The organism is Microbulbifer variabilis, from assembly GCF_056232115.1.
Genome location: NZ_CP174325.1, coordinates 1,733,624 through 1,745,858, shown reverse-complemented (window position 1 = coordinate 1,745,858; position 12,235 = coordinate 1,733,624). Strand labels below are relative to the sequence as shown.

General features: G+C 48.4%; 11 protein-coding genes and 1 tRNA gene. 2 read left to right on the top strand and 10 right to left on the bottom strand.

Annotated elements, in window-relative coordinates; genetic code table 11:
* Window positions 1–48 precede the first annotated feature (48 nt).
* From ACJJI7_RS07670 to ACJJI7_RS07640, 7 genes are all read right to left on the bottom strand, one after another.
* A complete protein-coding gene (locus ACJJI7_RS07670; protein WP_444902363.1) occupies window positions 49–1,350 on the bottom strand; it encodes an amidohydrolase family protein in 1,302 nt (433 codons plus the stop codon).
* A gap of 90 nt (window positions 1,351–1,440) precedes the next feature.
* The gene (bla, locus tag ACJJI7_RS07665; RefSeq protein WP_444902364.1) at window positions 1,441–2,304 is read right to left on the bottom strand and encodes a subclass B3 metallo-beta-lactamase; all 864 of its coding nucleotides are present in this window, start codon (window positions 2,302–2,304) and stop codon (window positions 1,441–1,443) included.
* A 10-nt stretch (window positions 2,305–2,314) separates the two neighbouring features.
* On the bottom strand, window positions 2,315–3,277 hold the full coding sequence (locus ACJJI7_RS07660) for an alpha/beta hydrolase family protein (RefSeq protein ID WP_444902365.1): 963 nt from the start codon (window positions 3,275–3,277) through the stop codon (window positions 2,315–2,317).
* A gap of 125 nt (window positions 3,278–3,402) precedes the next feature.
* Window positions 3,403–3,978: a GNAT family N-acetyltransferase gene (locus ACJJI7_RS07655; protein ID WP_444902366.1), complete on the bottom strand. Its 576-nt coding sequence runs from the start codon at window positions 3,976–3,978 to the stop codon at window positions 3,403–3,405.
* Between the two features lie 28 nt (window positions 3,979–4,006).
* Window positions 4,007–4,492 (bottom strand): GNAT family N-acetyltransferase, encoded by a 486-nt coding sequence (locus ACJJI7_RS07650; protein ID WP_444902367.1) that lies wholly within the window; start codon window positions 4,490–4,492, stop codon window positions 4,007–4,009.
* A 15-nt stretch (window positions 4,493–4,507) separates the two neighbouring features.
* Window positions 4,508–4,960 (bottom strand): YaiI/YqxD family protein, encoded by a 453-nt coding sequence (locus ACJJI7_RS07645; protein ID WP_282951922.1) that lies wholly within the window; start codon window positions 4,958–4,960, stop codon window positions 4,508–4,510.
* On the bottom strand, window positions 4,957–5,181 hold the full coding sequence (locus tag ACJJI7_RS07640) for a DUF3565 domain-containing protein (RefSeq protein ID WP_282951923.1): 225 nt from the start codon (window positions 5,179–5,181) through the stop codon (window positions 4,957–4,959). The genes ACJJI7_RS07645 and ACJJI7_RS07640 overlap by 4 nt, the downstream gene beginning before the upstream one ends.
* 153 nt (window positions 5,182–5,334) lie before the next feature.
* Between ACJJI7_RS07640 and rep the strand changes: the two genes are divergently transcribed.
* Window positions 5,335–7,368 (top strand): DNA helicase Rep, encoded by a 2,034-nt coding sequence (gene rep / locus ACJJI7_RS07635; protein ID WP_444902368.1) that lies wholly within the window; start codon window positions 5,335–5,337, stop codon window positions 7,366–7,368.
* 38 nt (window positions 7,369–7,406) lie between these two features.
* On the opposite strand, the gene ACJJI7_RS07630 is transcribed toward rep, so the two are convergent.
* Together ACJJI7_RS07630 and ACJJI7_RS07625 are read right to left on the bottom strand one after the other, a co-directional pair.
* Entirely contained in the window at window positions 7,407–9,785 is a 2,379-nt protein-coding gene (locus tag ACJJI7_RS07630) for a hypothetical protein (protein WP_444902369.1), read from the bottom strand.
* Between the two features lie 318 nt (window positions 9,786–10,103).
* A complete protein-coding gene (locus ACJJI7_RS07625; protein WP_020413711.1) occupies window positions 10,104–10,523 on the bottom strand; it encodes a c-type cytochrome in 420 nt (139 codons plus the stop codon).
* A gap of 189 nt (window positions 10,524–10,712) precedes the next feature.
* Here ACJJI7_RS07625 and ACJJI7_RS07620 point away from each other — a divergent pair.
* Window positions 10,713–10,789 (top strand) — tRNA-Arg (locus tag ACJJI7_RS07620).
* Window positions 10,790–10,950: 161 nt separating this feature from the next.
* Here the strand turns inward: ACJJI7_RS07620 and moeA are convergent.
* Window positions 10,951–12,192 carry a molybdopterin molybdotransferase MoeA gene (gene moeA / locus ACJJI7_RS07615; RefSeq protein ID WP_444902370.1) on the bottom strand — a complete coding sequence of 414 codons (1,242 nt, stop codon included), beginning with the start codon at window positions 12,190–12,192 and terminating at the stop codon, window positions 10,951–10,953.
* Window positions 12,193–12,235: the final 43 nt, after the last annotated feature.

Genomic DNA, 12,235 nt, shown 5'->3' with positions numbered 1-12,235 from the left:
CAACCAAGCTTACATTGGCCAAAGAAAAAATTCTGAGTATATTTATCGCTAATTACTACTGGGGGAACTGACTAATATATGCCCCTGCTTAACACCAATATAAATCTTATCGAGAAACCCAAGATCCTCCAGAGGGTTACCCTCTAATATTAAGAAGCTGCCCTCCGCACCTTCAGAAAACGAGCCCAAGTGGCGCTCTGGGAACATCCACTTTGGAGTATCCATAGTTAGGGACTTCAGCAATACTTCTCTCGGTGCAATATCCAGAGTATCCAGGTAACGAATTTCACGAAGCACCGTACCGGAGAAGTTGTCACTCCCCATTAATAAGGGTACGCCCGCATTGCGTAAACGAGAAAGATTATCTTTTTGAACCGTCTGGATTTCCTTCAATTCATCTTCAGGATAGCTATGCTCAGAAGGCACACTGGCAGTAGCAATCAGCTTGGTACCTTGCTTAGCAGCCGCAGCAATAACAGCATCGCTTAACACATAATCCTGTCTATCAAACCCTTCATTTCTTGCGATTCGATACCCGGGCAAATGACCCAAGATATCTACACCCGCTTTTATAGCTACCATGGCATCATGAGCGGTATCCACATGAGCCACCACCGGAATCCCCAATTTATGCGCACGCTCGACAATAACCGGCACCAGCTTAGGATTGAGGCCATTAACTCCAAGGTATTTCTTATCACCATGGCGCTCCTCAAACTTTTCACTGCCAACAAGTATAATTTTAATAAAAGAGGGATGGTTAGCTTCAACTTTCTCCCATATTTGATCTAGATCCCCTTTATCCTCTGCCACCATGACCATTTCCTGGGCGCTTTTTAATTCATCATTGGTGACATTTTTTTTACCATTTAAAATCACCCTTAGGGGATGGCCATCAGAAGCCGTTATGCAGTCTGAGGCAAATAAAACATCCATGGTATCTTCACCGCTAAACTGCGTTTCCAACCCCTTACCAAAGCTGCACATCTGCACACTGTAAAAAACTCCGGACTTCACTTGCAAGGCCTCAAAATTCTTAATACCCCAAGGGTTTTGCAGATTGTGATTATGCCCCTCGGCATACGGTGGTACTACAAATTTTCCTCTGGCATCAATGATGTAATCAACTTCTTGCGGCCGAGTCCTGGTCAAGAGGCCATTCTCATCAACAAACCAGATCGCTGGCTTAAAACCCATTCCATCAAACCACTTCCCCCCTTCAATGGCAAAGGCATCAGCGTTGGCAACCTGCTGATATAGAAGCAAAGAAAAAATATAAGCCAATTTCAAAAAATAAAATTGAGATCCAGCATTCTGCTTGGGATACTTTTTGAATAATTTTGTAAACATCACATATTACTCTGCAATAACTATTACAATCTAAATCCAGTAGGGGACGTTAAAAATTTAACCATGTAATTTCATATGCCCAGAGAGATTCTATTGTGAATTACTTGCAAGTTTTTTCTCCAGATTTTTGCCAGCTTTAGCTGCATATTTCTCGCAGCTAACCGCTTTCTTCTGCTTAGCTGTATCACGAAACACCCATCCACTTGCGCCCGCATGAGGTGTGATAAGTAGGTCACAGGGTAATTTACGCACCCGTTCAAAGCTCATTCGGTAATCTTGAACAATATCGGGATAACGGAGATTATTGACCAACTGATAACCTGGAGCCGTAAGGCTATCTACATAAGCGATATCGATAACCTTACTATCAACAGTATCCTGCCAAGTCCAAGCCATACTGCCAGGAGTATGCCCCGGAATAAAATGTACACGAAGTCGTAAGTCCCCAAGGACAACTTGCTCTCCATGATGCAGGATACGGTCCGCGTTTACTGATGGGTATAAAATTTGATCTGCAAAATGAATATCATTAGCGCCACCACGAGCCATCAATACTGCCGACTCAGCATTTGTCACTACCTGGGCGCCGGTAATACGTTTTAGCTCGGCCAGGGGACCGATATGATCTGCATGGGCATGACTGTGCAAAATTAATTTCAGGTCAGTGGGTGCAATTCCCAATCTGCGCATATTTCCCAATAAGTGCTCAGCCGTCTGCTCCATTCCTCCATCAATTAGAATCGCACCTTCTTTACCCTTTAGCAATAAAGAAGTAATTCCCTGGGTACCTATCTGCCATGTATTATCCGCTATCTTTAGCGGCGCTACCGGCTGACGCCAGGATTCCGGCACTTTATAGGTATCCAGTTGCGGCAATACAGAGAAATTTTCTGCCATCGTAATACTGGAATAAGTTGCCATTACTATTGCGGCTAATTTGATTCTTATATTCATCTATAGGTCTCTATTTCTTTTTTCCTGTATCGGAGATACATCCAGGAGCTCCATTCAGTACAGCGTCTTCAATCCAGCCAGTAATCCGCTCAAATACCTCACCTCGGTGACTGTTCCCATCAGTATCTGTCATAAAGTGATCGTAATCAGCATACTCCCAATAAGTCAGCTCACAGCGCCCGGCGGAAACATAAGCATCTCTCGCTGCACGGCCGGAACTGACCGGAGCAGATTTATCCTCTGCGCCCTGAATCAACAAGACAGGGGCACGACTGTCCAGTAAGTCATTGACCGGTACCCGATCAGCGACATCGGCCCACCAACGCATAGAGTTTCCACCCCAGATTTCCGCGCTTTTGGGGTTGGCTCGGGCATAGGCAAGTTTGACATCCACCTCTTTAGCGACATGGGGTGGAACCAAACCCTTTAACACCTGAGCAAACGACTCCCCCAACCCGCTTGAAAAAACCACTGCGGCATCGGGATTTAACCTGGGCGCCAATCGGGCAACAAGGTCACCGCCCTCGGAACCACCAAACAGGACCAGCTTGCCATTCCACCAATCGGCCCCGCGTAGTTCGTCAACAATTTGCTCAACATCTAGCGTACGCTGCTCAACAGTATGATTGGCTATGTATTCCTGAGAACAATCTTTAAATTGTTCTTCGGGGCTGTCGGTATGGGTTACTCCATATTTCTCTACCATTAATACGGCATAATCTACAGCCATCTCTTTGGCCTGCTGAAGAGTGGTGTTTTTAATTGCCGGTAAACAGCCAGAGCCCTGGGCCATCAGGAACAAACCAATTTTTCCTTTATTCGCTGGTTTTTCCAGAGACCAATAAAGTGATGAACCATCCGGGCGCTGACTGATTTTGAGAAAAGGTTCAGCAGATGCACTGAGATGAACAACCATTAGCAAAAGGCCAATAGCCGTTATAAAGATCGACTTAAAAGAAAACCACCATCCCATAGCGAGAACTCCCTGTCCTCACCTGACATCGGAAGTGAGGAAATATCTGACTGGTTATTATTAATAAGAGAGCGAACCTTTTTCGCCTTCCTATCCGAACCCAGCCAAGAGCATTTGTTCCCGGGTTAGTCGAAACCAATTACACTAAATTTTTTCCAGTCACTGGCGCTTAGACGATATAGGCAGTGACGCAGTAAAGGACTTTCGCGGGGAACCTGCGGGTGCTCAAAAACGAGAAAATCCCTCTGCATACCCAAGCGTTCCATTACTTTTTGAGAACGAATATTTTGTAACGGCGTAAAAGATACCACCTCATTAAGCCACAGAGAGTTAAAAGCTACATGAAGAGATGCCCGTGCCGCTTCACTGGCATAACCCTTACCCCAAAAGGGGCGAGCCAGTCGCCAGCCAATCTCTACCGCCGGGGCAAAGGGCAGGTTATCGGTCACATTTTTTATACCGACAAAGCCAAGAAACTCTCCGCTCTCCCTGAGCTCCAGAGCCCAGAAGCCCCATCCATACTTTTCTATATGTGCGCTACTACGATCGACACCCGCATCACTTTCTTCCCGTGTCAGTAGCGAAGGGAAAAACTCCATCACACTGGGATCAGCGTTCATTTCGGCAAACACGGGCTTATCTTCTTCCCGCCATTGGCGTAGCTGCAGACGCTCGGTAGCTGGCTGTATTAATTCAGACATCGGATAATCACTATTCTATTATCTGTTCTCACTGAAAGCCTTCAGCCGGTGCGACCATAAAATCACACAGATCAAGCCATTCGCGTTGTTCAGGGTAGGCAACTTGTATAAAACCCAACTTATCGTAGAGTCTGCGCGCCGCCAAATTAGTACGCAATACAAACAAAGAGCACTCTGCTACACCCAGGGCTTTGATACCGGTTTGTGCAATAAGTGTTACCAGTTCTTCCCCAAGGCCGACCCCACGGTGATTTGGGGAGACAATCAGACGGCCCAAATGGCACCGGTCCAGGTGTTGGTAATATTGACCGAAGGCGAGCATTTCTCCTTCTCGATCCAGAAGAACATAGCTTGGCAACTCCGGCCACCGGCAGTCCTCTAGAAAAGATCCTTGATCGAACGGAAATCGGAAATTGGGGCCACCCCACTGTTGGCACTGCTGTTTATCCGGCAACCAGGACATCAACGTTGGCAATTGCCATTCCTGTAATGGCTCCAGCCTTAAACCTTCCATGGCCATCCCTCCGGCCTATTTGCGACTTTTTGCCAGCCACCGATCTAACTGATCGGCAAAGGCTTTGCGGTCCGCCTGGCTAAGCGCTGGCGGTCCGCCAGTATGGACGCCGCTGGAGCGCAGGGTATCCATAAAGTCCCGCATATTGAGTCGCGCGCGGATATTGGCTTTGGTGTAACGCTCTCCACGGGGATTTAGGGCTTCAGCACCCTTATCGATCACTTCTGCCGCCAAGGGGATATCGCTGGTAATGACCAGATCCCCAGCCTCGCAGCGCTGTACTATCTCGTTATCCGCCACATCAAAGCCGGCAGTTACCTGCACAGAGCGGATATAGCGCGACGGCGGTACCCGCACCGCCTGGTTAGCTACCAGTGTCAATTCAGTGGCAGTGCGCTCGGCGGCGCGAAACAGAATTTCCTTAATAGCTACCGGGCAGGCGTCGGCATCAACCCAGAGTTTTGTCATGGTTGTACAACCTTTTCGAGCGTATCGGGCGGTGCGCCCTCATCGCATTTCTTGCAATTGAGCTGGAAACCCAGCATGGACTCGCGCCCCTCTTCAGTGATCACCCAGGGCCGATTGGTCCAGGGGGGATTGTGGCGTACATGTTGAAAATGGCCACAGGCGAGTTCCGCCACCCAGTGATCCTCTTCATCCAGGTGGTAGCCGGCGATGGGTTGTTGCATGGGGTTACACAAGCAGGGAATAAGGCGCAGTTATAGCCAATCCCAAGTGCAAAGTACACATACGGTCGATCGTTCTCAATGGTGCTGGGAGGATTCGAACCAAGGCTGCTAGAATCCCCCGCTTTCTCGCCACGCGAAGATGCAACCCCATCTATGACTCAACTCAATCCCCGCCAATCTGAAGCCGTGAAGTATGTCGATGGCCCCTGCCTGGTTCTGGCCGGCGCCGGCTCTGGCAAAACCAGCGTAATCACTCGCAAGATCGCCTACCTGATCGAGCAGTGTGGCTATGCCGCGCGCAATATCGCCGCCCTCACCTTTACCAATAAGGCGGCGCGGGAGATGAAAGAGCGGGTGAGCAAGCTGCTGGCGGGCCCGGATGGCAAGCGCTCCAAGGCGAGTCACGGCCTCACCGTGTCCACCTTCCACAACCTGGGGCTGAATATCCTGCGCAAAGAGTACCGCGCCGCCGGCTTTAAGCCCGGCTTCTCCATCTTTGATGCCGAGGATGCCCGCGCCCTCATCAAGGAGCTGATGCTGAGAGATGGCGACCTGGATACGGATCTGCTGGATCGGGTACAAAACCAGATCTCGAACTGGAAGAACGATATGCTCACCCCGCGCCGCGCCCTGGAGCAGGCACAGAGTCCCGGTGAGCAGGCTATCGCTATCGCCTACGATCGCTACTGCGAAGCCCTGAAGGCCTACAACGCAGTAGACTTCGACGACCTGATCCTGCTGCCGGTGCAGCTGTTCGACAAAGACCCGGAGCTGCTGCACCGCTGGCGCAAGAAAATTCGCTATCTGCTGGTGGACGAATACCAGGACACCAACAACTCCCAGTATCTGCTGGTAAAACTGCTAGTCGGCGGACGTGGCGGCCTCACTGTAGTGGGGGATGATGACCAGTCTATCTACGCATGGCGCGGCGCACGCCCAGAAAATATGAGCGCGCTCAAGACCGACTTTCCCAACCTGCGCCTGATCAAACTAGAGCAGAACTACCGCTCCACCAGCCGCATCCTTAAAGTGGCCAACCATCTGATCGCCCACAACCCCCACGAGTTCGATAAAGCACTGTGGTCCGATCGCGGCCTGGGTGAAGAGATCCGCATACTCAAGGTGGCCAATGAAAATGAGGAAGCCGAGCGGGTTGCCAACGAGATCTTCCTGCAAAAGAGCCGCCGCGGCTGCAAGTTTATGGATTTCGCCGTGCTCTATCGCGGCAACCACCAGGCGCGCCTGATCGAAATGAAATTGCAGGAACACCAGGTCCCCTACCAGATGTCCGGCGGTACTTCCTTCTTCGCCCGCGCTGAAATCAAGGATGTGATGGCCTACCTGCGCCTGTTGGTAAATCCGGACGATGACAATGCGTTCCTGCGCATTATCAACACCCCACGCCGCCAGATAGGCACCAGCAGCCTGGAAGCCCTGGGCAACTATGCCAAGGGTCGCGAAATCTCCATGTTTAAAGCCTGCTCGGAACTGGGCTTTAAGGAGCATATCAACGAACAGGGCTACGAGCGCCTGAACCGCTTCGCCCTTTGGCTCGAAGGGGTGCAACGCAACTGTCGCGATACCTCTGCCAATGGCGCCCTGCGTGAAATGTTAGAGGATATTGACTACGCCGGCTGGCTCTCGCAAAACGCCAGCAGCGAGAAGGTGGCCGAGAAGCGCATGGAGAATGTGTACTGGCTGCTGGAAAGCCTTAACAAGATTATGGAGGGCACCGACGATGAGCTGGAGCAGGATATCCGCTTGGAACAGGCTATCTCCAAACTGATCTTGCGGGATATGCTGGAACGCCAGGAAGAAGAGGAAGCCACCGATAAGGTCAGCCTGATGACCCTGCATGCCGCCAAGGGCCTGGAATTCCCCCACGTGTTTATGATCGGTATGGAAGAGAACTTACTTCCCCACCGCAACAGTATTGAGGATGACAATATCGAAGAAGAGCGCCGCCTCACCTACGTGGGTATCACTCGCGCCCAACGTACCCTCACCATGACCCTGGCGGGCAAGCGCAAACAGTTTGGCGAAACCCAGGACACCACACCCAGCCGCTTTATCGACGAATTGCCGGAAGAAGATGTGTTGCTTGAAGGGTTTGGTAAGGCGACGCCGGAGCAGAATCAGGCAAAGGGGGAGGAAACTCTGGGGTCTTTGTTGAGTATGTTTGATTGAGGCCGCAAATGCAGCCTCAACTTCAATGACTAAAAGTACTATTGGGAAATAATCATCATGGAACCCGTTTTCTGATCAATTTCCACCACACTATTTGGAACATTCGTTATCCCAAACAATCGATCTCCATATTCAGCAAAACCTGATATCAAAATTGATACATTAGTTCCTGCATATGGCTTCTTTACTAACTGACTAGTTTTCAGGTTATATTCAAAATACCCTGTGTACCTATCTCTCGGAATAAATAACAGCCGCTCTTTATCTTCGCTGAGGAAAATATGCTGGATACCCGGAACATCTGACCACTGATCCTCACTGGCTAAAATTTTTCTATTCCCAGTATTCAAATCAATCTCATATAAAGTGGTAATTGCTCCAGTTTGATGTCCTAATGCATAAACAACCCCTGTATCAAAATTTGTTTCAATGTCACGCAGCCCATTCCAATCTGGACCAGAGCCAACGCCCAAAAGGCTACTAGATAAAATAGATTTTGCGCCCGTATTAACATCAACTTTAAGCAAATAATCCATATCATTAATAACAACAGCCGTCACGCCTGCAGGATCAACATCAATCGCATTTGATAATTCAATTACATTGCAACACCCAACCTCAGAACTAATAAAGACTTTTCTATCCCCAGTTGTAGCATCAACTTCTTTGAACGAATCATCGCCATAGTCAGCCACAAAAATTCGGCCACCATCTGTAACAGTTATATCTCTTAAATCAGAAAACTCAGGGCCAACTCCAGTATTTGGCCCGGATAAAATTTCTCGGTCTCCACTATCAATATTAATGGATAACAATTTCCCACCAAAATCAGACCACACCGAAGAATCGTGAACAATTAGGCGATTTAGAAAAGTATCATATCTAATAGTTTTCTCAGCATTACCTACTATCACCGGACCTTGACCACGATAGGCAGAGGATACTTGATTAAGTGATTTTTCTTTTAGATTAATTCTATATAAGTGGCCAGAGCTGTAAGATAGTATATATGCCAAATCATTTTCATGATCAATTTGCAAACCAGCAGTAAGGAAATCTGCAAAAACTTCTTCCTCTGTCATTTGGTCAAAAACTTTTTCGACCTTTTGTTTAGCCAAATCAAAACTATATAGATTTTCAGCCCCCTTAGGAGATAATTCAGACTTAGCTAATAGATATAATTTTGATTCTTTGGAATGAGAGTCAATAGATATGATCTCTGTAATCTTCTCATCAGATTCATACAAATTAGAAAGCAGTGTACGATCACCTGTATCCTTATTTACTTGAATTAGGTCAGAACCAGAAATTGCGTAAACTAACTGATCATTTACTACAACCAATGCATCAGGATTTAACTCAGGGCCAGCACCCTTATCAAAACTAGATACAGTTTCAAAAATTCCTGTGCTCGGATCAAAGGATTGGATACGACCATCTGCCCAATAAAGCTTTCCTGATATAGGGTCAATATCAAGCGCATAGGTATAGGAACTTCCTGCATCAAACTGCTGTAATACTTCTCCAGTTTGATGAGATAATTCAACTAAATTATCACCAGCCATTCCATATAATTTATTTCTCTCCGGATCAAATACCAGATGACTAACCGTCAGTTCCAAGTTAGGGTACAATTCAAACTCAAATTCAGTGCTATCTATTTTGGTAAGCTCTGGCCCTGCGAATAAATTACCGCCGTTTACATCAATAGACAATGCACGGAATGCTCGTTGAGTATTCCCTTGATGCGCATTAACAACTAGAGGATTCAACTCTGCTTCATTGCCATCAATATCAACAACTGTCACTGAAAATTCTGTATTTTTTTCTGTAACAGATACTGGTAGTTGCCAATTTTGAAAGTCATCAGAGGTTTCCGCAAGTACTCCATTTACATATACAGCCTCAACACCCCGATTATCTGTAGCAGTTCCACGAATTATTAATAATGGCTCATATACCCATGTATCTTGTAATTTTGGAAACTCAATTTCTGCATTAGGGGCAACCTCATCCGCTCGGGTAGTGACCTCGAAGCTATCGCTGATACCACCTATTGTTAGCTCTGCGGACGTCTCTGCGCTCAAATCAGGCGATGATAAAATACGAACCCGAAATTCATCTTCATTGGAGATTTTCCCTGCCGCATCCGTAAACCCTCCATTATTAATTGAATACTCCCCGCCCTCTATTTCAATTGAAGTTTCGCTATTAATACCCTCAACAACGATCGCTTCTGAAACAACAAGCGTATTTGTTTTCGCATTAACAACATCTACAAAGGAAAATGCATCAGGTGTCGTGTCGGAGACCTCTGTCTTAGTGTCTGAGTCACCTCCTCCCCCACCCCCACCGCCTCCACAAGCGGTCAAAAAAGATGAAATAATGATAAATGAAAGAAGCTTCCCCAACTTCATGCCCAATATCCTTGTCTTGTCATATAAATCTATTTTTCGAGCAAGCGCGGATAATACAGAATTTTCAAAGTAGGAGGGATGTAATGCCTGATTACGGCTTATTACATATTTGATTAGAAAATATTCAGTAAAAATTTTACATATAGTCAGTTTAGGCAGTCATACAATTTACCCTTGCACGACACTTAATACAAAAGAAAAATTCTGGAATTAATTAAAATTCCAAACCGTAAAATCAATTGATTGAAAATGTACTTTTACCGAAGAGAAACAAAAAAGGCCGCTAAATAAGCGGCCTTTTCGATAGTAAGTAGAAGCTTACTTACTGTTATCCACCATGTAGTCCACAGCGGCTTTAATCTCACCATCGCTACAATCCATACACAAGCCCTTAGGCGGCATGGCATTGATACCCTTAATAGCATTGGTATAAAGAGTGTCCATTCCCTTGGCAATACGCGGTGCCCAGGCTGCAGCATCACCAAACTTTGGTGCACCTGCAATACCCATGGCATGACAAGTTGTACAGCTGGCATTGTAAACAGCCTCGCCGCTACGTTCGCCACCACTTGCGCCCTCAGGAGCCGCCGCTACTGCTGCCGCGCACTCCTCGCCTTTCATACAGGTCTCACCTGCCGGAGCAATGCGCTCTGCAATTTCTTCGTTAACAGACTGCTGGGCCACTGCCGCAGCTGCACTGACGGCCAGTACCGCCACAATACCCAAAATACTCTTCATACTATTCCCCCAAAGGACCGAAGTGAGATGGCCCGTAGACTATCGAATTACTGCCGCAAACTTCTACGCCGCGCATTATAAGCACTGCACCGCCACCTGCCAAAGCTTACGTAACCTTGCCGCAAGTCCTTTCGCACACCCCTACCCTTCTGTATAATCCGCCTCCCACTGGCACAGATAGCCAATTAACCGCCCGTAGCTCAGCTGGATAGAGCGTCGCCCTCCGGAGGCGAAGGTCAGAGGTTCGAATCCTCTCGGGCGGGCCATATACAAAGAAGCCCGCTTATGCGGGCTTCTTTGTATATGGCTAACTCCCAGGTTTTGTTCGAACTCAGGTTCGACTCGGAGGCAGCAAAGCTGCCGGAGAGCAGCGAGCCCAAAGGGCGAAGCTCATCCTCTCTCTCACAGGCTACCCGCTTAAGCAGCCCTACCCCAACGGCACCCCCAAAGGCTCAATCACTACCTGTTCCCCCGCTTCCACACTGCCACTCTCTCGCGCCAAAACAATAAAGCAGTTTGCAGCAGCTAGCCCTGTGAGAATATGGCTTCCCTGGGTGCCAACCGGTTCCACCACCAAAGCTCCACTATCATCGGTATAATAGACTCCCCGCTGGAAATCAGTGCGGCCGGGCTTTTTCTTCAGGGGTTTTAGAAGCTTGGCCTGCAAGGTCTGCGGGCCACTCCAGTGATCGCCTTTCATTACACTCAGTGCGGGCACGGCCAGCTGGTAGAAAGTAACCAGAGCGGAAACCGGGTTGCCAGGCAGGCCGAAGAAGGGCGTTCCCTGTAGGAAACCAAAGGCAAAAGGTTTGCCGGGTTTCATCGCCACTTTCCAGAAACCGATCTCTCCCAGTTCTTCCAACACTTCGCGGGTGTAATCTGCCTCACCGACAGAGACACCGCCGGAGGTGATAATGGCATCAGCCTCTTGGGCTGCACGCTGCAACGCATCGGTAATAGTCTGTTTGTTATCGGGCAATATGCCCAAATCCAAAACCTCCAGATCCATCTGGGCCAAGGCTGCCAATAGAGCAATACGGTTACTATCGTAGATATCGCCCTTGCCCAGGGCTTCACCAGGCTGGCGCAGTTCATCACCAGTTGAAAAAAGAGCGATTACCGGTTTGCGCACTACTGTCACTGTGCCAACACCGGCAGCGGCAAGCAGGGCGATATGGGGAACGCTGATACGCTCTCCAGCTTTAAGCAAAATGGAGCCTTCAGCTACATCCTCACCGCAGCGACGGATATGATCGCCGGAGCGAACCTCGCAATTTATACGTATCGATTCACCCTGGGCATCAACATTTTCCTGCATCACCACCGTATCCGCACCGGCAGGTACTGCCGCTCCTGTCATAATGCGCACACAGGTACCCGGGTTCACCACACCATCGAAGGGCGCACCGGCAAAGGATTTACCGATCAGCTCCAGCGGTAAGCCACTGGCAAGGTCTTCATATCGCAGGGCGTAACCATCCATCGCGGAATTATCGCAGGGCGGTAGGTTTACTGTGGAGATAACATCTTCAGCCAATACCCGACCATTCGCTTGGGCCAGCGGTAATATCTCAGTACCCTCAATAGGGTTCAGTGCCTGTAGGAGTTTCTCGCGAGCGCTCTCTATGGGCATCAGGCCCGGCTGGCTACAACAATCAATGGTGGGCATGGAAAAATTTCTCTTACTTCAATCCTTTGCAGTTGGGGCAGTG

Coding starts and splice junctions, on each gene's coding strand:
- ACJJI7_RS07670 (WP_444902363.1), bottom strand. CDS start 1,350: ATGTTTACAAAATTATTCAAAAAGTATCCCAAGCAGAATGCTGGATCT.
- bla (WP_444902364.1), bottom strand. CDS start 2,304: ATGAATATAAGAATCAAATTAGCCGCAATAGTAATGGCAACTTATTCC.
- ACJJI7_RS07660 (WP_444902365.1), bottom strand. CDS start 3,277: ATGGGATGGTGGTTTTCTTTTAAGTCGATCTTTATAACGGCTATTGGC.
- ACJJI7_RS07655 (WP_444902366.1), bottom strand. CDS start 3,978: ATGTCTGAATTAATACAGCCAGCTACCGAGCGTCTGCAGCTACGCCAA.
- ACJJI7_RS07650 (WP_444902367.1), bottom strand. CDS start 4,492: ATGGAAGGTTTAAGGCTGGAGCCATTACAGGAATGGCAATTGCCAACG.
- ACJJI7_RS07645 (WP_282951922.1), bottom strand. CDS start 4,960: ATGACAAAACTCTGGGTTGATGCCGACGCCTGCCCGGTAGCTATTAAG.
- ACJJI7_RS07640 (WP_282951923.1), bottom strand. CDS start 5,181: ATGCAACAACCCATCGCCGGCTACCACCTGGATGAAGAGGATCACTGG.
- rep (WP_444902368.1), top strand. CDS start 5,335: ATGACTCAACTCAATCCCCGCCAATCTGAAGCCGTGAAGTATGTCGAT.
- ACJJI7_RS07630 (WP_444902369.1), bottom strand. CDS start 9,785: ATGAAGTTGGGGAAGCTTCTTTCATTTATCATTATTTCATCTTTTTTG.
- ACJJI7_RS07625 (WP_020413711.1), bottom strand. CDS start 10,523: ATGAAGAGTATTTTGGGTATTGTGGCGGTACTGGCCGTCAGTGCAGCT.
- moeA (WP_444902370.1), bottom strand. CDS start 12,192: ATGCCCACCATTGATTGTTGTAGCCAGCCGGGCCTGATGCCCATAGAG.